Origin of the sequence: Sulfitobacter sp. 1A15258 (assembly GCF_043557045.1) — a bacterium.
Lineage (GTDB): Bacteria > Pseudomonadota > Alphaproteobacteria > Rhodobacterales > Rhodobacteraceae > Sulfitobacter > Sulfitobacter faviae.
The window spans coordinates 526,410-546,817 of the sequence record NZ_JBIFFK010000002.1 but is presented as its reverse complement, the minus strand read 5'-3'; the positions used below and the strand labels follow the sequence as shown (position 1 = coordinate 546,817).

Sequence of the window (20,408 nt, the reverse complement as noted above, 5' to 3'; positions counted from 1 at the left end):
GATCGGCAAACCGCTTGCGCCGTATGGGCGTGCTGGCATACACCGGGGCTGCCAAAACAAAGGAGTGCTGCGCATGCGCCGCGTCGTCGTCACAGGGTTGGGGATTGTCTCATCCATCGGAAATAACGCCGAAGAAGTGCTCGAAGCACTCAAAAACGGCACCTCCGGGATCGAAGCCAGCCCGGAGATGGCCGAACACGGGTTCCGCAGCCGCGTGGCCGGGACACTCAAGATCAATCTGGCCGATCACATCGACAAGCGGACCTTGCGTTTCATGGGGCCGGGCGCGGGCTATGCCTATGTCGCCATGGATCAGGCGATCAAGGATGCGGGCCTCGACGAGGCTCAGATCAGCAACCCGCGCACCGGTCTGGTGGCAGGCTCCGGCGGGCCGTCGACCTCGGCCATGTTCGCCGCGCATAACATCGTGAAAGACACCGGCGCGACCAAGCGCATCGGGCCATTCGCGGTGCCGAAATGCATGTCATCGACCGTGAGCGCGAACCTCTCGACCGCCTTCAAGATCAAAGGCATCAACTATTCGATCACCTCGGCCTGTTCTACCTCGCTGCATTGCATCGGCAACGCGGCCGAGCAGATCATGCTGGGCAAGCAAGACGTGATGTTCGCCGGTGGTGGTGAGGAGTTGGACTGGACGCTCAGCTGCCTCTTCGACGCGATGGGCGCGATGTCGTCAAAATACAACGACGCGCCCGAAACGGCGAGCCGCGCCTTCGACGCCGACCGCGACGGTTTCGTGATCTCCGGCGGCGGCGGTATGCTGGTGCTCGAAGACCTCGACCACGCGCTGGCGCGCGGTGCGAAAATCTACGCCGAGGTGACCGGCTATGCCGCCACCAGCGACGGCCACGACATGGTTGCCCCCTCCGGCGAGGGCGGCGAGCGCGCCATGCGTCTGGCGCTGGAGACCCTGCCCGAGGGCCGCAAGGTGGGCTACATCAACGCCCATGGCACCTCGACCCCGGTGGGCGACGTGGGCGAGATCGAGGCCGTGCGCCGCGTCTTCGGTCAAGGCAACACCCCGCCCGTAAGCTCGACGAAGTCGATGACCGGCCACGCACAGGGCGCTGCCGGCGCGCTGGAGGCGATCTTCTCGCTCTTGATGCTCGACAACGATTTCATCGCCAAGTCGATCAACGTGCAAAACCTCGACCCCGCGCTCGATCCCTCCGAGATCGCTTTGGAGCGGGTCGACAACGCGGGCCTCGACTCGGTGATGACGAACTCCTTCGGGTTCGGCGGCACCAACGGGTCGATGATCCTGTCGAAGTACCAAGGCTGAGGGCTGGGCATGTCTGGATTGCTTGCAGGAAAACGCGGCCTCGTCATGGGTGTGGCCAATGAACGCTCCATCGCCTGGGGCATCGCCAAGGCGATGGCCGAGGCCGGGGCGGAACTGGCCTTTACCTATCAAGGCGAAGCCTTTGGCAAGCGGCTGGAGCCGCTGGCGCAGAGCGTCGGCTCTGACTTCATGGTCGATGTCGACGTGACCGACGACGCCTCGCTCGACCGCGCCTTCGAGGAGCTGGGCGCGCGTTGGCCGACCATCGACTTCGTCGTCCATGCCATTGCCTTTTCGGACAAATCCGAACTGACGGGGCGGTTTTTGAACACCAGCCGGGCGAACTTCAAAAACTCCATGGATATCTCGGCCTATTCCTTCATCGACGTGGCGCGCCGCGCGCATCCGCTGATGAAGGAGAACGGTGGCACGCTGATGACGCTGACCTACATGGGCTCGAACCGGGTGACGCCGAATTACAACGTGATGGGCGTGGCCAAGGCGGCGCTGGAAAGTGCGACGCGCTATCTGGCCAATGATCTGGGGCCGGAAGGCATCCGCGTGAACGCGATCTCGCCGGGTCCGATGAAGACGCTGGCGGGGGCCGCGATTGGTGGGGCGCGCAAGACATACAAGCACACGGATCAGAACGCGCCGCTGCGGTCCAATGCGACGCTCGAGGCTGTGGGCGGCACGGCGGTCTATCTGGCATCCGACGCAGGCGCCTGCACGACCGGCGAGATCGTCCGTGTGGATGGCGGCTTCCACGTGCTGGGGATGCCGCAGGCGGAGCATCTTTAAGAGCGGTCTTTGACTGGCACGGCCCGGAATCAAGCCGCAGGCGCCGGGCCATCGCCTGCCCGTCCCGGCGGGGAGGCGATTTGGTGAGGCTTGGCGCGCCTTCGTGAGGGCGCACTCACGCTGCACCATAAAGTGGGACGGATCACCGTCAGGATCGCCACCCCACGGGCAGGCGATGGCCCTCCGTCGCTACCGCAGCGCCTCTGTCTGCCAGAGCCACACTTTCATCCCGCCATGCGCAATCGCCGGCCCCTGCCCTTTCCACGGCAGCCCGGTCGCCTTCGCAAGCGGCGGCTCCGAGGTCACCAGCCCCACGCGCCAGCCGCGGAACCGCGCCTTCAGCGTCTCGCCCAGCGTCCCGTAGAGCGGATAAAGCAACTTCTTGTTCCCGATCCGCCCTCCGTAGGGCGGGTTCACGATCACCAGCCCGGGCGGGCCTTCGGGCGGCTGCACCTCCCCTGCCCCATGGCAGGCAAAATCACACCAGCCCCCTACTCCGGCCCGGTCGGCATTGGCCGTGCTTATGCGGATCGCGCCCGCGTCCCGGTCGGATCCGTGGAACCGCACAGCAGGCTCGGCCTCCGCCCCCGCAGCGCGCATCTCTTCCCACGCCCCGGCATCGAAACTCGCCAAATCCTCGAAGGCGAAGCGCCGCGAGCGCCCGGGCTTCAGCCCCGCCGCGATCTCGGCGGCCTCGATCAGGAATGTGCCCGAGCCGCACATCGGGTCGACCACCGGCTCGCCGGGCGCATAGCCGCAGGACCGCAGCATCAGTGCCGCCATGTTCTCGCGCATTGGCGCCTTGCCCACGGCCTCCTTGTGGCCGCGCTTGTGCAGCGCCTCGCCGGAGGTATCGAGGCTGAAGGTCACCTGATTGTCGTGGATGCGGACCTTCAGCACCAGCGCCGCCTCGGCATCCACCGTGATGCCATGGCTTTCGCGCAGCGCCGTTTCGACCCGCTGCTGCGCCGCCCCGGCGTGGTAAATCTTGGATGCCTTCGTCGTCACCTGCACCTTCACCGGCACATCGGTGCGCAGCACATCGGTAAAGGGAAATTTACGACAGCGTTTGTCCAACTGCGCCAGATGGAAGGCCATGAAACCGCCGATCCGCGCCAGCACCCGTGCGGCGCCGCGCAGCTCCAGATTGGCGCGCCAGACCTCGGGCCAGCCGCCCTGCACGCTCACGCCACCGGGCTGGGCCTGCGCTGCTGCAAAACCTTTTTCCTGCGCTTCGGCGCAGAGCAAATCCTCAAGCCCGGGCGGGCAGACAAGGAAAATCTCGAATGTATCTGGGGTATCCATGGCCCCTGCATAAGCGCCAATGCGCGGGCGTGCGAGGGGAAAAGACGCTGGAGACGTCTTTGGGGCGTGCCGGGGGGAAGCCCCCCGGCCACCGATATCAGGCCGCCGAAGCGATCTTGACCAGTTCGATGTCGAACTGCAGGTCCTTGCCCGCCAGCGGGTGGTTGGCGTCGAGCGTCACGGTGGTCTCGTCAACCTCAACCACGGTCACCGGCAGCGCCTGACCCTCGGGGGTCTGCATCTGCAGCTGCGTGCCGGGATCGAGCGGGATGTCCGCCGGGATGCCCTCGCGCGGCACAGCCTGACGCATCTCGGGGTTCACGGGGCCATAGGCCTCTTCGCTGGGCACTTGAACGACCTTCTTGTCGCCCTCGGTCATGCCGGGCAGCGCGCTGTCGAGACCGGGGATGATTTGGCCCGAACCCACGACGAACTCAAGCGGGTCACGGCCCTCGGAGCTGTCGAATGTGGTGCCGTCTTTCAACGTGCCGGTATAGTGAATCTGTACTGTGTCGCCGGATTTGACCTCAGCCATCGGGTGTCTCCAATCTGTAGGGGGAAAAAGGGAGGAGGCCGCGTATCTGCGCGGGTGCTCCAAATTCCGCGACAGCATGAAGATTGTGACCCCGAGAGTAAACCCCCCGTCCGGGTCGATCGCGGAATTCGCCCCTTTTCGCCGCCGCGCCTGCGTGCCACTCTGCCGCGACACGGAAAGGGAAAGCCTGTCAGATGCCCATCACCACCTGCGTTTTCGACGCCTATGGAACCCTCTTCGACGTGGCCGCCGCCGCCCGTGAGGCCGCAGCCGAACCCGCTTTTGCCGCCATCGCCGAGACTTGGCCGGAACTGGCAGAACACTGGCGTCTCAAGCAGTTGCAGTATTCATGGCTGCGGGCCGTGACCGGGGCGCATGACGATTTCTGGCAAGTCACCCAAGAGGGGCTGGATTGGACGCTGGAGAAGATGAACCTCGCCAATGACCCCGCCCTGCGTGCGCGCCTGCTGGCGCTTTACTGGAAGCTTCGCGCCTATGACGAGGTGCCCGCCATGCTGCGCGCGCTGAAAGACGGGGGCCTGAACACCGCGATCCTCTCCAACGGCGCCCCGGCGATGCTGGACGGGGCGGTGCAATCGGCGGGAATCGGTGATCTTTTGGATGTCTCGCTTTCGGTCGAAAGCGTCGGCGTCTTCAAACCGCATGCGTCGGTTTATGACCTTGTCGGAGAACACTTCGGCTGCGCCAAGGACGAGGTGCTGTTCGTGTCCTCCAACGGCTGGGACGCGGCAGCGGCGACGGGCTATGGGTTCACCACCGCATGGGTAAACCGGGGCGGCGATCCGGTGGACCGGCTGCCGTGGAAACCCGCGCATCAGTTGCGCGATCTCAGCGGCATTCCCGCATTGGCGGGGCTCTGATGCCGCGTTTCACCACCTCCGACGGGCTGTCGCTGCATTACACGGATGAGGGCAGTGGCTTGCCGATCCTTTGCCTTGCCGGTCTCACCCGCACCGGCGCGGATTTCGACTACCTCGCCCCGCATTTGGCTGATCACCGGCTGATCCGCATGGACTACCGCGGGCGGGGCCGCTCGGATTTCGACTCGAATTGGCGGAACTACACGCTCTCGGTGGAATGCCGCGACGTGTTGGAATTGCTGGCGAATCTGGGGCTGGAACAGGTCGCCCTCATCGGCACCTCGCGTGGCGGGCTGAATGCCATGGCGCTGGCGATGGTCGCTCATGATCACCTTTTGGGCGTGGCGCTGAATGACGTGGGCCCCGAGCTTGACCCCAAGGGCGTTGAATTCATCATGGGCTATCTCGGTCGTAACCCCGCCGCCAAAACCTATGAAGAAGCCGCCGCCGCCATGGCCCGCGCCTTTCCCGAGTTTCACGGCGTGCCCGAAAGCCGCTGGCTTGAGGAGGTCAAACGCCATTACAGGGCGACCGAAGACGGGCTGAAAATCACCTATGATCCGCATCTGCGCGATGCCGTGGCCGCCGCAGGCCAGCAAGCTGTTGACCTGTGGCCATTCTTCGATGCGCTGCAAGGGTTGCCGCTGGTCACGATCCGCGGGGCCAATTCCACCTTGTTCAGCCGCGAGACGCTGATGCAAATGCAGGCCCGCCGCCCCGATATGATTGTGGCCGAAGTGCCGGATCGCGGCCATGTGCCCTTTCTCGACGAACCCCAAGCGCTTGCCGCGCTGCACGAATGGATAGGACAAATCAAATGAACATCGACATGATCCGCGCCGCCGCCGACCGCGCCAAGGGCCATGTGCGGCGCACGCCGCTCTTGAACTCCCCGTTTCTGGACGAGATCGCGGGCCGCCGGGTCTGGGTCAAACCCGAGTGTTTGCAGCATACCGGCAGCTTCAAGTTTCGTGGCGCGTGGTCGGCCCTTTCGGCCCTGCCAAGCGCGCAGCGCGCCAAGGGCGTCATCGCCTATTCCAGCGGCAACCATGCCCAAGGCGTGGCCCTGGCGGCCAAGATGCACGGCGCGCCTGCCGTGATCGTCATGCCCGAGGACAGCCCGCGGCTGAAGATCGCCAACACCCGCGCCTATGGCGCCGAGGTGGTGCTCTATGACCGCGCGAATGAGAGCCGCGAGGAGATCGGTGCCGTCTTGGCTGAGGAACGCGGGCTCACGCTGATCAAGCCCTATGACGAGCCGCAGGTGATCGCGGGCCAAGGCACCACGGGGCTGGAAATCGCACAGCAGGCCGCCGAGGCCGGGATCGAAGCGGCCGAGGTGATCGTCTGCTGCGGCGGCGGTGGCCTGACCTCTGGCATCGCGCTGGCGCTGGAGGCCGAGGCGCCGGGGTTCCGCGTGCGCCCGGCGGAACCGGAAGGCTTCGACGATGCCGCCCGCTCGCTGGTTTCCGGCCAGATCGAGCGGAATGCGAAGGCGCTCGGCTCGATCTGCGACGCCATCGTGACCCCCGCGCCGGGGGAGCTGACCTTCCCGATCATGCAGCGGCTTGTAGGGCCGGGACTGGTGGTGAGTGATGAGGAGGCGTTGCAGGCGATGGGTCATGCGTTCAACCGGTTGAAGGTTGTGGCTGAGCCGGGCGGTGCCGTGGCGCTTGCCGCGGCGTTGTTCCGGGGCGGAGAGATTGACGGGGACGATGTGATCGTCACCATCTCCGGCGGGAACGTTGACGCGGATATGTTTGCCCGCGCGCTGCAGACGCTGGGGTAACGATTAGGGCAGCGCCGACCCGCGGGGTGGTGCTGAAAGCGCCGCCCCAGGGGGGCGGGTCGGCGCTGCCCGGCCTACGGCCGGGCGGTCCTTAGCTGAAGCCCTGCACTTTGACCTCCCGCGTTCGCACGATATGCTGCACCCTCAACGCCGCCCAAAGGAGACCCCCATGCAGATTTTCGACACCGGCGAGGTGCAGCTGCACTACCGCGTCGACGGCCCCGAAGACGGCGCGCCCGTGGTCTTCGCCAATTCGCTCGGCACCGACATGCGCCTGTGGGACCCGATCCTGCCGCTGCTCGTGCCCGGTCTGCGCATCATCCGCTTTGACAAACGCGGCCACGGCCTGTCGTCCTGCCCGCCCGCGCCTTATTCTATGGGGTCGCTCATCACCGACACCGAACGCCTGCTCGACCACCTTCAGGTGCGCAACTGCGTCTTTGTCGGCCTGTCAATCGGCGGGATGATCGCGCAGGGCCTCGCAGTCAAACGGCTCGACATGATCCGCGCGCTGGTGCTGAGCAATACGGCGACCAAGATCGGCAACCGCGACATTTGGGATGCGCGGATCGCGGACGTCGAAAAAGGCGGTATCGAAAGCCTTGCCGACGCGGTGATGGAGCGTTGGTTCTCGACCGGGTTCCGCGCCACCTCGGAACTGGCGCTCTGGCGCAACATGCTAACGCGGCAGCCCGACGCGGGCTATGCGGGCTGTTCGGCGGCGATCTCGCATAGCGATTTCATGACCCCGACCTCCGGCCTGCGCCTGCCCGCGCTTGGCATCGCGGGGTCCGAAGACGGCTCCACCCCGCCCGATCTGGTGCGCGAATTGATGGGCCTGATCCCCGCCTCGAAGTTCAAACTGATCCGCCGCGCAGGCCATCTGCCCTGTGTCGAGCAGCCGCAGGAATACGCCGAAACGCTGAACGATTTCCTCGCCAGCGTCGGGCATATCCCGAAGGCGCAGGGCTGATCGTGGCCGCAGGTGTCTCGGGCGGCGGGCGGGCCATGCGCATGCCACGCGCGCCGCATTCGCGCCCTATCGTCCGCCCTTGCCTTTGGCCCCTGCGCGGACCACATCTGACCGAATGCCGCTGCCACTGATCTTTATCCTTGTGACGGTGATGATCGATGCCATGGGCGTCGGCCTGATCCTGCCCGTCATGCCCGACCTGATCCGCGAAGTGCGCGGCGGCGGGCTGAGCGATGCAGCCCTTTGGGGCGGCGTGCTGGCCACGGGCTTTGCCGCGATGCAATTCCTCTTCGGCCCGGTGCTGGGGGGGCTCTCCGACCGTTTTGGCCGCCGCCCGGTCCTGCTGCTGGCGCTGATCGTGATGACGCTGGACTATGGCGTGATGGCACTCGCGGGCAGCATTTGGCTGCTGCTGATCGGGCGGCTCGTGGGGGGCATCACGGCGGCGACCCATGCCACGGCCTCGGCCTATATGGCCGATATCTCTCCGGCGCAGGACCGCGCGGCGCGTTTCGGGCTGATCGGCGCGGCCTTTGGCGCGGGCTTTGTTCTGGGGCCGCTCATGGGCGGCGTCTTGGGCGAATATGGCACCCGCGCGCCCTTCTGGGCGGCGGCGGTGCTGGCGGCGGGCAATGCGGCGCTTGGCTGGGCCGTGCTGCGCGAAACCCTGCCCACGACGCAACGCCGCGCCTTCGACTGGCGGCGGGCCAATCCGCTGGGCGCGCTGCGCGCCCTTGGCCGCCTGCCCGAGGTTGGCAGGCTGCTCGCGGTCTATTTCATCTACCATGTGGGCTTTGCCGCCTATCCGGCGGTCTGGGCCTATTTCGGGGTCGAGCGTTTTGGCTGGTCGCCGACGATGATCGGCCTGTCATTGGGCCTTTTCGGCGTGCTGATGGCGCTTGTCCAAGGCGCCTTGATCGGCCCGGTGATCCGCCGCTTGGGCGCGCGCGCCACGGTGATTCTAGGCCATGTCTTTGCCCTTGCCGCCTTTGCCGCGCTGACCGTGCTGACCTCGGGCACTTGGGCGCTGATCATGACCCCGCTCGCCGCGCTTGCGGGGGTGATCCCGCCCGCGCTTCAAGGCATCATGTCAGCCCGCGTCAGCGCCGACGCCCAAGGGGAGTTGCACGGCGCGCTCAGTTCCTCCACCGCGCTGGCGATGATCATCTCGCCGCTGACGATGACCGCAGTCTTCGCCTATTTCACGGCCCCCGAAGCCGCGATCTACCTTCCCGGTGCGCCCTTCCTGCTGGCGCTTTTGCTGACCCTCGGCGGGCTGGTGATCTTTGCCAGCCCCCCTACCCCTACGTCACAAAACGACACTTCGCCGCATTAGGCCCATTCCCCGCCTTGCACCACCGGCCCAACCGCGTCAGGCTGGCGAAAACCAAGTGAAAGGGACAGGCCATTGCAAACCATCAAAGCCGCCGTCTGCCATGCCTTTGACACACCGCTGAGTGTCGAAGACATCCGCATCAGCGCACCGCAAACGGGCGAGGTCGAAGTGACCTTGGATGCCGTGGCGATCTGCCATTCCGACATCCTGTTTGCCGAAGGTGGCTGGGGCGGCACACTGCCTGCCGTCTATGGCCATGAGGCGGCAGGCCGCGTCAGCGCCGTGGGGCCGAATGTGCAGGGTCTGGCCGAGGGCGACAGCGTGATCGTCACCCTGATCCGCGCCTGTGGCAGCTGCCCCAACTGCGCCTCGGGCCAGCCGACGATCTGCGAAACCCCGCAAGCGCCCGAAGGGCCGCTGCAAACGGCCGAGGGCGCACCGCTCGTTCAGGCGATGAACACCGGCGGTTTCGCCGAGAAGGTCGTCGTAGACCGGTCGCAGGTGGTGAAAATCTCGCATGACATTCCCAAAGACGCCGCCTGCCTGATCGCCTGCGGCGTCATCACCGGTGTCGGCGCCGTGGTCAACGCAGCGGGCCTGCGCGCGGGTCAGGATGTGGTGGTGATCGGCGCGGGCGGGGTCGGCCTCAACGCGATTCAAGGGGCGCGCATCGCGGGCGCTCGGCGGATCGTGGCGGTCGACATGACCGAAGACAAACTCGCCATCGCCCGCGAATTCGGCGCGACCGACACTGTGCTCGCGACCGAGGCGAAACCGTGGCGCGCGGCCTTCAAGGCCATGGGGCGCGGGGCGGATGCCGTGATCGTCACCGTGGGCGCGATCCCCGCCTATGAAACCGCGCCGCGCTACCTCGCCGCCGGGGGCCGGGTGATCATGGTCGGCATGCCCCACAGCGGGGCCGAGGCCAGCTATGAACCGGTGGTCCTCGCCGCCCTGGGGCAAGGCATGGTCGGCTCCAAAATGGGCGATGTGGTGATCCAGCGCGACATTCCGTGGATGGTCGACCTCTATCTTCAGGGCCGCCTGCAACTCGACAGTCTGATCTCTGGCCGCTGGCAGCTGGATCAGATCAACGAGGCGATTGCCGACACCAAGACCGGCGCCGCGCGGCGCAATGTGATCGTCTTCGACCGCTCCTAGATCGGCCCTGAGGCGGGCGGACACTACGGCAGATCGCCGATCAAAAGGGCGCGAAAATCATTCACATTGGTCCCGGTGGGGCCGGTGTGAAACAGGGCGTCAATCGCCTTGAACGCGCCGTAAGCATCGTTGCGCTGCAAGGCGCCGCGCGGGTCCACAGCCGCCGCGCGCATCGTAGCCGCTGTGCCCGCCTCGACGAAGGCGCCCGCGTTATCCTCTGACCCGTCAATCCCGTCGGTATCTGCGGCCAAAGCGGTGATCCCCTCCCGCCCTTCGAGCGCCAGCGCAAGGGACAGCGCAAACTCACTGTTGCGTCCGCCGCGCCCCTCGTGGCGCAGGGTGACCGTCGTCTCCCCACCCGAGAGCAGCACCAGCGGTGCAGGATGGGGAAAACCGCTTTCCTGCGCCTGTCGGGCAAGGGCCGCATGGACCAGCGCCACCTCCCGCGCCTCGCCCTCAATCGCGTCCGACAGTATCCACGCGTTCACCCCCCGCGCCTGCGCGGCCTTGGCCGCGGCGGCAAGCGACAGACCGGCAGAGGCGATGACATGGGTCTGCGTCGTGCTTGGCGCGTCCTGCAACGGTTGCGCGGCGGCCTTTTCCAGAAACGTCATGCAGCGCTCCGGCAGCTCCAACCCCCGCGCGGCCACCTCCTCCAACACCGCCGCCGCAGTCCGCCGCCCCGGCACCGTGGGGCCAGAGGCCACGGCCCCCGGATCATCCCCCGGCACGTCCGAGACGACAAAGCTCACCACCTGCGCCGGATAGGCCAGTTCTGCCAGACGCCCGCCGTTGACCGTGCTGAACTGTTTGCGGATGTCGTTCATGACCGAGATCGGCGCGCCCGAGGCCAAGAGCGCCGCGTTCAAGGCCTGCAAATCCTCCAACGTCAGCCCCTCGGGCGGGGCGGGCAAAAGCGATGAGCCGCCGCCGCAGACCAGCGCGATCACCTGATCCTCCGGCCCCAAACCTTGCACCGCATCCTGCAAGGCGCGGGCAGCCTCGATCCCGGCCTGATCGGGCACCGGATGGGCGGCCTCCATCACCTTAATCCGCTGACAAGGCGCGCCATATCCGTAGCGGGTGACCACGACACCATCATAGGGGTGCGGCCAGATGGCCTCGAACGCTTGCGCCAACTGCGCCGCCCCCTTGCCCGCACCGATCACCACCGTGCGCCCTTTGGGCGGCGGCGGCAGCCGGTCTTTCAGGATCAAATGCGGATCGGCGGCGGCGACGGCGGTGTCGAACAGTTCGGCCAAGAACTGGCGTTTCGGGTCATTGAGGTTTGGCATAGGGCACTCCGACTGCTGCGGCGATCATGGCGGCCCGTTGCCTGCTGTCAATCCGGCAGGGGGCGTTCATGCTGAACAAACAGGCAGTTGCGCGCGCCCAGCAGGCCAAAGTCGGGGTCGCTGCACAGGCCCAAGGGCATCGCCGCGCGCCATTTGCTGTGCCGCCCCCCTGCGTTGAAGGCGGCGAGGAAGCTGTCATCCAGCATCCACGGGTTCTGCTGCGCCACGCCCCCCGTGATGAAGACCCCGCCGCGCGCGCCCATGACCAAGCCCAGATCCCCCGCGACCCCGCCAAGATACTGCACCATCAATGCAACTGCGCGACAGGCACTCGCGTCCTCCCCAGCCCTAGCCGCCGCGAAAATCGCCGCCGCCCCCTCCGAATGCGCCGCCTCGCCCCGTGCGGAGGCGATGGCACGATACCAATAGGGCATGCCGGTGCCCGACAGGATCGCCTCGGCCTCGACCGCCAGCGCCGCGCCCATCTGCACCTCGGGCCAAAGCGCGATCAGGGCTTCGAAATAGGCCACTTCCTCGGCGCTGTGGGGGGTGAGCCGCAGATGCCCGCCTTCGCCCGGCACCGCCGTTGGCCGCGCGCCCTGCCAGACCAGAGACCCAACGCCAAGGCCCGTCCCCGGACCGATGATCACCCGCGCCCCCGGTTGCGGGTCGGGCCCGCCCTGAAGATAGGTCACTTTCTCAGTATCCAGCGTGGCCAAGGACCAAGCCGCCGCCTCGAAATCATTAAGCAGCAGCACCTTGGCGGGGTCCAAACCGCAGGCCCGTGCCAGATCATCCCGCGAGATGCTGCGCGCCGCATTGGTCATCCGCACCAGCCCGTCGACAACCACCCCAGCCACCGCCATGGCGACCCCTTCGGGCGGGCGGCCCACCTCGGTGCAAAACGCCGCACAAGCGTCGGGCAAAGTGGTCAGCCCGTCGGTGGGGTGGGTGCGGCGTTCTACCACCGCCCCCGCCGGGTCCACCGCTGCGAGGCGCAGATTGGTGCCGCCGATGTCCCCTACCAAATACCACATGTGCCTGCCCCGCTGCCCTCGATACCGATGCAAGATGGCCCGCCCGCGCGGCCAAGGTCAAACAACAAAACCCGAAAGCCGAGGCTTCCGGGTTTTGTATTTGGTGCTGTCCGTTTGGATCAATCAGGGGCAATCGGCACCGATGCTTCATCGTCGCCCTCGATGACGTTTTCCTCGTCGACGATCACTTCTTCTTCCGTCTCGGGCGCGGTGGCGACTTCCTCGCCCGTCCAATAGACGATGATCCCGACGCCAAAGATTACCACAAGCGCCATGCCGATCAGGGGCCATTTGTGACGGCTTTCCTGTTTTTTGAGGTTCGTGTCTGGTGGACTCATGATCCGCTCCCTTTCACTGTCTTCGGGCTGTGCCGCGCAGCACTTCGCGCGGTCCTCGTTACCGGGCCAACCCGGCAGGCCGCGCCAAAGTTCCCGAAAAGGGAAGGTTTCACAAAAGCGCCATCACCTCTGCCATGGCGCGACGGTAACCCGCCACAATCCGATCCCGCTGCCGGTGCCGCCCGCCCGTCACCGCATGGCGGCCCGCCGACCACAGATCGGTCACCACCCGATCCTTGGCGGCAAAGGCCAGACCGTCGAGCAATTGGTCAGGCCGCAGCGCGCAGAGCGCCGGGTCTTGGCTGTCGATCGCCACAAGATCGGCCCACTCGCCCACGGCAATCTCGCCCCGGCCCCGGCCAAGCGCCTGCGCCCCGCCACGCGCCGCGCCCGTGTAAAGCGCCGCCCCGACCGAACCTTCGCCCGCCACCATCACATTGCGCGCCAAATCCCGCAGACGTTGCGAATATTCTAAAGTCCGCAACTCCTCGGTCAATGAAATCAGCACGTTGGAATCCGACCCGACGCCAAACCGCCCTCCGGCGGCGAGGTAGCGCGGCCCATTGAACGGCCCGTCGCCCAAGTTCGCCTCCGTCACCGGGCAAAGCCCCGCCACCGCGCCGGAGCGGGCCATGGCGGTGGTCTCCGCACCAGTCATATGGGTCGCGTGGATCAGGCACCAGTTCTCCGCCACATCGGCATTGGCCAGCAACCAGTCGACCGGACGCGCGCCAAGCCAAGCGGAGATATCCGCGACCTCTTTGGGCTGTTCGGCGATGTGGATATGGACCGGCACATCGGGATGGGCGGCCAGCACCTCGGCCAATTCCTCCGGAGCGGTGGCGCGCAGCGAATGGGGCGCGATGCCGACGCGGCAATCGGGGGGCAGGTCCCGCACCGCCCGCTGCGCTTGCTCAACCAGTGCGCCGAAGCGCGCCACCCCATTGCCAAAACGCGCCTGCCCCGCCTGCAAGGGCTGCTGCCCCGCACCGCCATAGGTATAGAGCACCGGCAGATGGGTCAGCCCGATCCCCGTCTGCGCCGCCGCCGCCGCGATCCGGGCCGATAGCTCCCCCAGATCATCATAGGGCGTGCCATCGGGCTGGTGGTGGAGGTAGTGAAACTCTCCCACGCTGGCGAAACCGGCCTCTTGCATCTGTAGGAAGACGAAGGCCGCGATGGCTTCGATATGCGCGGGCGTCAGATGGGCGGTGAAGCGATACATCAAATCGCGCCATGTCCAGAAACTGTCTTTCCCGGCCAAGCGCGTCTCGGTCATCCCGGCCATGGCGCGTTGGAAGCTGTGGCTGTGGAGATTGGCCAGCGCGGGCAGCAGGGTGTCGACACGGGTGTCATCGGCCTGCGGTGCCTGCCCGGTCTCCACCTGCGTCACCCGCCCATCGATAACCGTGATCCGAACGTCGCGCACCCATCCCTGCGGCAGTTTTGCATGTGTAGCGAAAATCATTTGACGGCCCTTTGCTTCTTTATGTATAGACATATAGCAAATAAAACCGATGTAGAAAAGCGAAACCTTCGGAGGAGGCGATAGGATGACAGCGCAGGATCGGGTCTTGGTCGACCTCACGGCGGCGACGATGGATGGCCCACAGCCCTATGGTTTGATCGAAGATGCGGCGATCGCGATTGCCGAGGGCCAGATCGCATGGGTCGGCCCGCGCGGTGATCTGCCGCAAGGCTACCGCGACCTGCCCGCCGAATCGCTGGGCCAGCGGCTTGTCACCCCCGGGCTGATCGATTGCCACACCCATATCGTGCACGGCGGCGACCGCGCGCGGGAGTTCGAGATGCGGCTGGAGGGCGCCAGCTATGAGGAAATCGCCCGCGCCGGGGGCGGCATCGTCTCAACCGTCACCGCTACCCGCGCCGCCGATGAGGCAGAGTTGCTGGCCGATGCCCTGCGCCGCGTCGACGTGCTGATCGCCGAAGGGGTCACGGCCATCGAAGTCAAATCCGGCTATGGTCTGGATATCGAGACCGAGCTGCGCATGCTGCGCACCGCCCGCGCCATTGGCCAGCAGCGCCCGATCCGCGTCTCCACCACCTTCCTCGGCGCCCATGCGGTGCCTGCCGAATACGCAGGCCGCGCGGATGCCTATATCGACGATGTTTGCCTCCCCGCCCTGCGTGCGGCTCATGCCGAAGGGCTGGTCGATGCGGTCGACGGGTTCTGTGAGGGCATCGCCTTTCAGCCCGCCCAGATCGCGCGTGTATTCGACGTGGCGCGGGAATTGGGCCTGCCGGTGAAACTCCATGCCGAGCAATTGTCGAACTTGGGCGGCGCGCGGCTCGCGGCCTCCTATGGCGCGCTCTCGGCGGATCATATCGAATATTTGGATGAGAGCGGCGTGATCGCGATGGCCGAGGCGGGCAGCGTCGCCGTTCTGCTGCCCGGTGCCTTCTATACCTTGCGCGAGACCCAAGCGCCGCCCATCGACCTGCTGCGCCGCCATGGCGTGCCGATGGCGCTGGCGACGGATATCAACCCCGGTTCCTCGCCACTGAACTCGCTGCTGCTCGCGCTCAACATGGGCTGCACCCTGTTCCGCCTGACGCCAGAAGAGGCGCTGCGCGGCGCCACGCAGCACGCGGCTCACGCGCTCGGGCTGGCGGATTGCGGCATGATCCGCCCCGGCCTGCGCGCCGACCTCGCTGTTTGGGACATCAAACACCCGGCCGAGCTTGCCTATCGCATCGGCTTCAACCCGCTTCATTCCCGCATTTTCGGAGGCCAATCGTGACCACCCTGACCCTCACCCCCGGCGCGGCCACTTTGGACGATCTGGTCCGCATCTACCGCGAAGAGGCATCGGTGCGGCTCGACCCCGCCTGCCGTCCCGCGATTGAGCTGGCCCATGCCCGCATCGCTCGGGCCGTGGCGGGCGAAGATGCCGTTTACGGCGTGAACACCGGTTTCGGAAAGCTCGCCTCGGTCAAGATCGCGGCAGAGGATACGGCGGCGCTGCAACGCAACCTGATCCTGTCGCATTGCTGCGGGGTCGGCCCCGCGATCCCGCGCGGCCATGCGCGGCTGCTGATGGCGCTGAAACTGCTGAGCCTCGGGCGCGGGGCCTCGGGCGTGCGGCTGGCGGTCGTGGACCTGATCGAAGCCATGCTTGAGCGGGGCGTGACCCCGGTGATCCCGGCGCAAGGCTCGGTCGGCGCCTCGGGCGATCTGGCCCCCTTGGCGCATATGGCCGCCGTGATGATGGGCCATGGCGAGGCGGAGTTCGAGGGCCGGGTGATGCCCGGCGGCGCGGCACTTACCGCCGCGGGCCTCACCCCGCTTGAGTTCGGCCCCAAGGAAGGGCTGGCGCTGATCAATGGCACGCAATTCTCCACCGCCTTCGCGCTGGCGGGGCTGTTCGACGGATGGCAGGCCGCGAACTCGGCGCTGGTGATCTCGGCCCTATCGACCGATGCAATCATGGGCTCCACCGCGCCGTTACAGCCCGAGATCCACGCTCTGCGCGGCCATCGCGGCCAGATCGAGGCGGGCGAGACCATGCGCGCCCTGCTTGCAGGTTCGGAAATACGCGAAAGCCATGTGGCGAATGATGCCCGCGTCCAAGACCCCTATTGCATCCGCTGCCAGCCGCAGGTGACCGGGGCCGCGATGGACGTGCTGCGCATGGCCGCCGCCACGCTGGAGGTCGAAGCCAATGCCGCCACCGACAACCCGCTGGTGCTGACGGGGGCGGACCTCATCGTCTCGGGCGGGAATTTCCATGCCGAGCCGGTGGGTTTCGCCGCCGATATGATCGCGCTGGCCGTGGCCGAGATCGGCGCCATCGCGCAGCGCCGGGTGGCGCTGATCGTGGACCCGGTGCTCAGCTTCAACCTGCCGCCCTTCCTGACGCCGACCCCCGGCCTCAACAGCGGCTATATGATCGCCGAAGTCACCACCGCCGCCCTGATGAGCGAGAACAAACATCTCGCCAACCCCTGCGTCACCGACAGCACGCCGACCTCGGCCAACCAAGAAGATCACGTCAGCATGGCCGCCCATGGCGCGCGACGGCTGGGGCAGATGGTCAAGAACCTGAACCGCATCCTTGGGGTGGAACTGCTCTGCGCTGCGCAGGGCATCGACTTCCGCGCGCCGCTGGCCACCAGCGAGACGTTGCAGCGGGTGGTCGCGCGGGTCCGCGAAGAGGTCGCCACGCTGGAGGAGGACCGCTACCTCGCCCCCGATCTGGAGCGCGCGGCACGGATGGTAGCGCGCGGTGAGATCACCCGCGCCGCCGCCTGCGAGATGCCGGGCCTTTCCACATGAGCCCCGCTGAGATCACCCCCGTCGAGATCACCCGCGGCGACAGCCCCATCGTGCTCGGCCTGCCCCACACCGGCACTGACCTGCCCGAGGCCATCCGGCGTGATCTGAACCCGCGCGGGCGGGAATTGGCGGATACCGATTGGCATATCGACCGGCTCTACGACGGGTTGCTGCCCGGCGCGACCACGGTGCGCGCGACCTTCCACCGCTATGTCATCGACGCCAACCGCGACCCTTCGGGCGCATCGCTCTATCCTGGCCAGAACACCACCGGGTTGGTACCGCTGACGGATTTCGACGGGCAAGACATCTGGACCACCCCGCCCGACGCAGCCGAGGTTGAGGCCCGCCGCGTGGCATACCACGCACCCTATCACGCAGCGCTTGAGGCCGAACTGGCCCGCGTCCGCGACCTGCATGGGGTCGCGATCCTCTATGACTGCCACTCGATCCGCTCGCTGATCCCCTTCCTCTTTGACGGCCCGCTGCCCGATTTCAACATCGGCACGAACCTCGGCGCCACCTGCGCGCCCAAGATCGAAGCCGCCGTCGCCGAGATCTGCGCCGCCGCACCCGGCTACACCGCCGTCACCAACGGGCGCTTCAAAGGCGGCTGGACCACACGCCACTACGGCCGCCCCGACGAAGGGGTCCACGCGATCCAGATGGAACTGGCGCAAAGCAGCTACCTCGGCGCCGAGGCGCCGCCTTGGCCCTATGACCCCGACAAGGCCGCGCGGCTGCGCGTCCATCTGACCGATATCCTGACAACTCTGGCCGCACTGGCCCCTACCCTGAAAGGCACAGCATGAGCGATCCGCGTAAGAACACCCGTGACGTCTATCCCGCCACCGGCACCGAGCTTTCGGCGAAAAGCTGGCTGACCGAAGCGCCGCTGCGGATGCTGATGAACAACCTGCACCCCGACGTGGCCGAGAACCCGCATGAGCTGGTCGTCTACGGCGGCATCGGGCGCGCGGCGCGGACGTGGGAGGACTATGACCAGATCGTCGCCTCGCTGCGCGCCTTGGAAGACGACCAGACGCTGCTGGTGCAATCGGGCAAGCCCGTGGGCGTCTTCCAAACCCATAAGGACGCTCCCCGCGTGCTGATCGCCAACTCCAACCTCGTGCCGCATTGGGCGAATTGGGACCATTTCAACGAGCTCGATAAGAAGGGTCTGGCGATGTACGGTCAGATGACCGCCGGATCGTGGATCTACATCGGCAGCCAAGGCATCGTGCAGGGCACCTATGAGACCTTCGTCGAGGCAGGCCGCCAGCACTATGGTGGTGACCTCAAAGGCAAATGGATCCTCACCGGGGGCTTGGGCGGCATGGGCGGCGCGCAGCCCTTGGCCGCGGTCATGGCCGGGGCCTGCTGTCTGGCGGTGGAGTGCAATCCCGACAGCATCGATTTCCGCCTGCGCACCCGCTATGTCGATGAAAAGACCGACAGCCTTGATGAGGCGCTGGCGATGATCGAACGCTGGACCGCCGCGGGCGAGGCGAAATCGGTTGCACTTCTGGGCAATGCCGCCGATGTCTTTCCCCAACTGGTGAAACGCGGGGTCCGCCCCGATATCGTGACCGACCAGACCTCGGCCCATGACCCGGTGAACGGCTACCTGCCGCAGGGCTGGACGATGGGCGAATGGCGCGAGAAACGTGAGAGCGATCCCAAAGCCGTCGAAAAAGCCGCCCGCGCCTCGATGAAGGTGCAGGTGCAGGCGATGGTCGATTTCCACGCCGCGGGCATCCCCACGGTCGACTATGGCAATAACATCCGCCAAATGGCGCTGGAGGAAGGCTTGCAGAACGCTTTCGACTTCCCCGGCTTCGTCCCGGCCTATATCCGCCCGCTGTTCTGCCGCGGCATCGGCCCCTTCCGCTGGGCGGCGCTGTCGGGCGATCCTGAGGATATCTACAAGACCGACGCCAAGGTGAAGGAAATCCTCTCTGAGGACACGCATCTGCACAACTGGCTCGACATGGCGCGGGAGCGTATCTCTTTCCAAGGGCTGCCTGCACGGATTTGTTGGGTGGGCTTAGGCGTGCGCCACAAGCTGGGGCTGGCCTTCAATGAGATGGTCCGCACGGGCGAGCTCAGCGCGCCAGTGGTGATTGGCCGCGATCACCTCGACAGCGGCTCCGTCGCCTCGCCCAACCGCGAGACGGAGGCGATGAAAGACGGCTCGGATGCCGTGTCGGATTGGCCGTTGCTGAACGCGCTTTTGAACACCGCCTCGGGGGCGACTTGGGTGTCGCTGCACCACGGCGGCGGGGTCGGCATGGGCTTCTCACAGCACTCTGGCATGGTGATCTGCTGTGACGGCTCCGAGGACGCCGACCGCCGGATCGAGCGGGTGCTCTGGAACGACCCGGCGACGGGCGTGATGCGCCATGCGGACGCGGGCTATGACGAAGCGCGCGATTGCGCGCGCGAACATGGGCTGGACCTGCCGGGTATCCTTTAAGCGCTGAGCGCTGCCGCCCACCCGCGGCGGCGGCAGCTTAATAGCGCGTGGTCAGGCGGTGGCCGGGGCGGTAGGACAGCCGCACATAGGTCACCGCCTGCCCCTCCCACCACGTCGACCGCTCCACCGTAAAGACCGGATCGCCCAAGCCGCAGGCGAGGTATTCGCTCAACCGCTGATCGGCCAGACCAGCGGAGAGGCTGATCTCCACATCCGAAAAGGGAATGGCCGAGATCAGCCATTCGTTCGGCCCGACATCGGTGAAACTCTCCTCCCGCGCCTGCGGCAGGGTGGCGAGGTTGATCCAACGGTCCTCAAATTGATAGGGGTCGCCATCGGCGTAATGCATGCAGACCAGATGCAACGCCTCGCACCCCGCGCCCATTTTTAGCCGGGCGCGCAGCCAGTCGGGCGCAGGCTCGACCCCGTGGCTCACCCGCGAATACCGGTAGTCGGCGCCCTTCTCTTCGATCTCGGCCCGGACCAGCGGAATGTCGAAACGGGCCTGCCGCAGCGGGGCCATGCGCACCCGCGTGCCCGCCTTGCGCCGCCTTTCGATGAACCCCTCTTCGGCCAATTCGCGCATGGCGCGGTTGACCGTCGCCCGGGCGCAGCCATAGGTCTCGGCCAGATCGACCTCATTGGGCACAAGGCTGCCCAACGGCCACTCGCCCTTGGTGATCTTTGACAGGATGTCGGTTTTCACATCCCGGTAGGTGACTTTCATAGGGCGGCCTGCTGCGATCATGACTGTTTTACCAAGCATTACACTAGATCAATCCCCAGCCCAAGCGCCCCCCGCGCGCCCCGCCCGGAGGGATACCGCCGGAGCCGGGCGCGGGTCTTGCCTCCCGCCGCGTTTGCTGAAAAATTACGCGCCA

19 protein-coding genes are annotated in these 20,408 nt (G+C 66.4%); 12 read left to right on the top strand and 7 right to left on the bottom strand.

Annotated features, from left to right (window positions below):
- The first annotated feature begins 73 nt into the window (after positions 1 to 73).
- Positions 74 to 1,303, top strand: a complete 1,230-nt coding sequence (fabB, locus tag ACGYK9_RS06885) for a beta-ketoacyl-ACP synthase I (RefSeq protein WP_067261394.1) — start codon at positions 74 to 76, stop codon at positions 1,301 to 1,303.
- Positions 1,304 to 1,312: 9 nt separating this feature from the next.
- Positions 1,313 to 2,104, top strand: a complete 792-nt coding sequence (locus ACGYK9_RS06880) for an enoyl-ACP reductase (RefSeq protein ID WP_394413361.1) — start codon at positions 1,313 to 1,315, stop codon at positions 2,102 to 2,104.
- A gap of 189 nt (positions 2,105 to 2,293) precedes the next feature.
- On the opposite strand, the gene ACGYK9_RS06875 is transcribed toward ACGYK9_RS06880, so the two are convergent.
- The gene (locus ACGYK9_RS06875) at positions 2,294 to 3,409 is read right to left on the bottom strand and encodes a class I SAM-dependent RNA methyltransferase (RefSeq protein ID WP_394413358.1); all 1,116 of its coding nucleotides are present in this window, start codon (positions 3,407 to 3,409) and stop codon (positions 2,294 to 2,296) included.
- 97 nt (positions 3,410 to 3,506) lie between these two features.
- On the bottom strand, positions 3,507 to 3,944 hold the full coding sequence (locus tag ACGYK9_RS06870) for a peptidylprolyl isomerase (RefSeq protein ID WP_394401488.1): 438 nt from the start codon (positions 3,942 to 3,944) through the stop codon (positions 3,507 to 3,509).
- Between the two features lie 194 nt (positions 3,945 to 4,138).
- Here ACGYK9_RS06870 and ACGYK9_RS06865 point away from each other — a divergent pair, with 194 nt between their 5' ends.
- The 6 genes from ACGYK9_RS06865 (at position 4,139) to ACGYK9_RS06840 (ending at position 10,084) form a co-directional block, all read left to right on the top strand.
- Complete coding sequence (locus tag ACGYK9_RS06865) at positions 4,139 to 4,825, top strand: haloacid dehalogenase type II (protein WP_394413355.1); 687 nt, start codon at positions 4,139 to 4,141, stop codon at positions 4,823 to 4,825.
- On the top strand, positions 4,825 to 5,646 hold the full coding sequence (locus ACGYK9_RS06860) for an alpha/beta fold hydrolase (protein WP_394413352.1): 822 nt from the start codon (positions 4,825 to 4,827) through the stop codon (positions 5,644 to 5,646). Before ACGYK9_RS06865 ends, ACGYK9_RS06860 begins: the two co-directional genes overlap by 1 nt.
- Positions 5,643 to 6,614, top strand: a complete 972-nt coding sequence (locus ACGYK9_RS06855; RefSeq protein WP_394413349.1) for a threonine/serine dehydratase — start codon at positions 5,643 to 5,645, stop codon at positions 6,612 to 6,614. The genes ACGYK9_RS06860 and ACGYK9_RS06855 overlap by 4 nt, the downstream gene beginning before the upstream one ends.
- 169 nt (positions 6,615 to 6,783) lie before the next feature.
- Positions 6,784 to 7,587 (top strand): 3-oxoadipate enol-lactonase, encoded by an 804-nt coding sequence (gene pcaD / locus ACGYK9_RS06850; protein WP_394413346.1) that lies wholly within the window; start codon positions 6,784 to 6,786, stop codon positions 7,585 to 7,587.
- Positions 7,588 to 7,702: 115 nt separating this feature from the next.
- Positions 7,703 to 8,923, top strand: a complete 1,221-nt coding sequence (locus tag ACGYK9_RS06845; RefSeq protein WP_394413343.1) for a TCR/Tet family MFS transporter — start codon at positions 7,703 to 7,705, stop codon at positions 8,921 to 8,923.
- A 72-nt stretch (positions 8,924 to 8,995) separates the two neighbouring features.
- Positions 8,996 to 10,084 carry a zinc-binding dehydrogenase gene (locus tag ACGYK9_RS06840; RefSeq protein WP_394413340.1) on the top strand — a complete coding sequence of 363 codons (1,089 nt, stop codon included), beginning with the start codon at positions 8,996 to 8,998 and terminating at the stop codon, positions 10,082 to 10,084.
- A gap of 23 nt (positions 10,085 to 10,107) precedes the next feature.
- Here the strand turns inward: ACGYK9_RS06840 and ACGYK9_RS06835 are convergent, their stop codons facing one another.
- From ACGYK9_RS06835 to ACGYK9_RS06820, 4 genes are all read right to left on the bottom strand, one after another.
- Positions 10,108 to 11,379, bottom strand: coding sequence for a glycerate kinase (locus tag ACGYK9_RS06835; protein ID WP_394413337.1), 1,272 nt, complete (start codon positions 11,377 to 11,379; stop codon positions 10,108 to 10,110).
- 47 nt (positions 11,380 to 11,426) lie between these two features.
- Positions 11,427 to 12,416, bottom strand: coding sequence for an ROK family protein (locus ACGYK9_RS06830; protein ID WP_394413334.1), 990 nt, complete (start codon positions 12,414 to 12,416; stop codon positions 11,427 to 11,429).
- 119 nt (positions 12,417 to 12,535) lie between these two features.
- The gene (locus ACGYK9_RS06825; RefSeq protein ID WP_209217373.1) at positions 12,536 to 12,754 is read right to left on the bottom strand and encodes a hypothetical protein; all 219 of its coding nucleotides are present in this window, start codon (positions 12,752 to 12,754) and stop codon (positions 12,536 to 12,538) included.
- Positions 12,755 to 12,863: 109 nt separating this feature from the next.
- Positions 12,864 to 14,222, bottom strand: a complete 1,359-nt coding sequence (locus ACGYK9_RS06820; protein ID WP_394413331.1) for a formimidoylglutamate deiminase — start codon at positions 14,220 to 14,222, stop codon at positions 12,864 to 12,866.
- Between the two features lie 85 nt (positions 14,223 to 14,307).
- Here ACGYK9_RS06820 and hutI point away from each other — a divergent pair, with 85 nt between their 5' ends.
- Genes hutI through hutU form a run of 4 tightly spaced genes read left to right on the top strand, consistent with a single transcriptional unit; the run spans position 14,308 to position 19,527 of the window.
- Positions 14,308 to 15,516 (top strand): imidazolonepropionase, encoded by a 1,209-nt coding sequence (hutI, locus tag ACGYK9_RS06815; protein ID WP_394413328.1) that lies wholly within the window; start codon positions 14,308 to 14,310, stop codon positions 15,514 to 15,516.
- On the top strand, positions 15,513 to 17,051 hold the full coding sequence (hutH, locus tag ACGYK9_RS06810) for a histidine ammonia-lyase (protein ID WP_394413325.1): 1,539 nt from the start codon (positions 15,513 to 15,515) through the stop codon (positions 17,049 to 17,051). The genes hutI and hutH overlap by 4 nt, the downstream gene beginning before the upstream one ends.
- An 11-nt stretch (positions 17,052 to 17,062) precedes the next feature.
- On the top strand, positions 17,063 to 17,863 hold the full coding sequence (gene hutG / locus ACGYK9_RS06805; RefSeq protein ID WP_394413377.1) for an N-formylglutamate deformylase: 801 nt from the start codon (positions 17,063 to 17,065) through the stop codon (positions 17,861 to 17,863).
- On the top strand, positions 17,860 to 19,527 hold the full coding sequence (gene hutU / locus ACGYK9_RS06800) for a urocanate hydratase (protein ID WP_394413322.1): 1,668 nt from the start codon (positions 17,860 to 17,862) through the stop codon (positions 19,525 to 19,527). Before hutG ends, hutU begins: the two co-directional genes overlap by 4 nt.
- A gap of 37 nt (positions 19,528 to 19,564) precedes the next feature.
- Here hutU and ACGYK9_RS06795 read toward each other — a convergent pair whose 3' ends face one another.
- On the bottom strand, positions 19,565 to 20,254 hold the full coding sequence (locus ACGYK9_RS06795) for a UTRA domain-containing protein (RefSeq protein WP_394413319.1): 690 nt from the start codon (positions 20,252 to 20,254) through the stop codon (positions 19,565 to 19,567).
- Between the last annotated feature and the right edge of the window lie 154 nt (positions 20,255 to 20,408).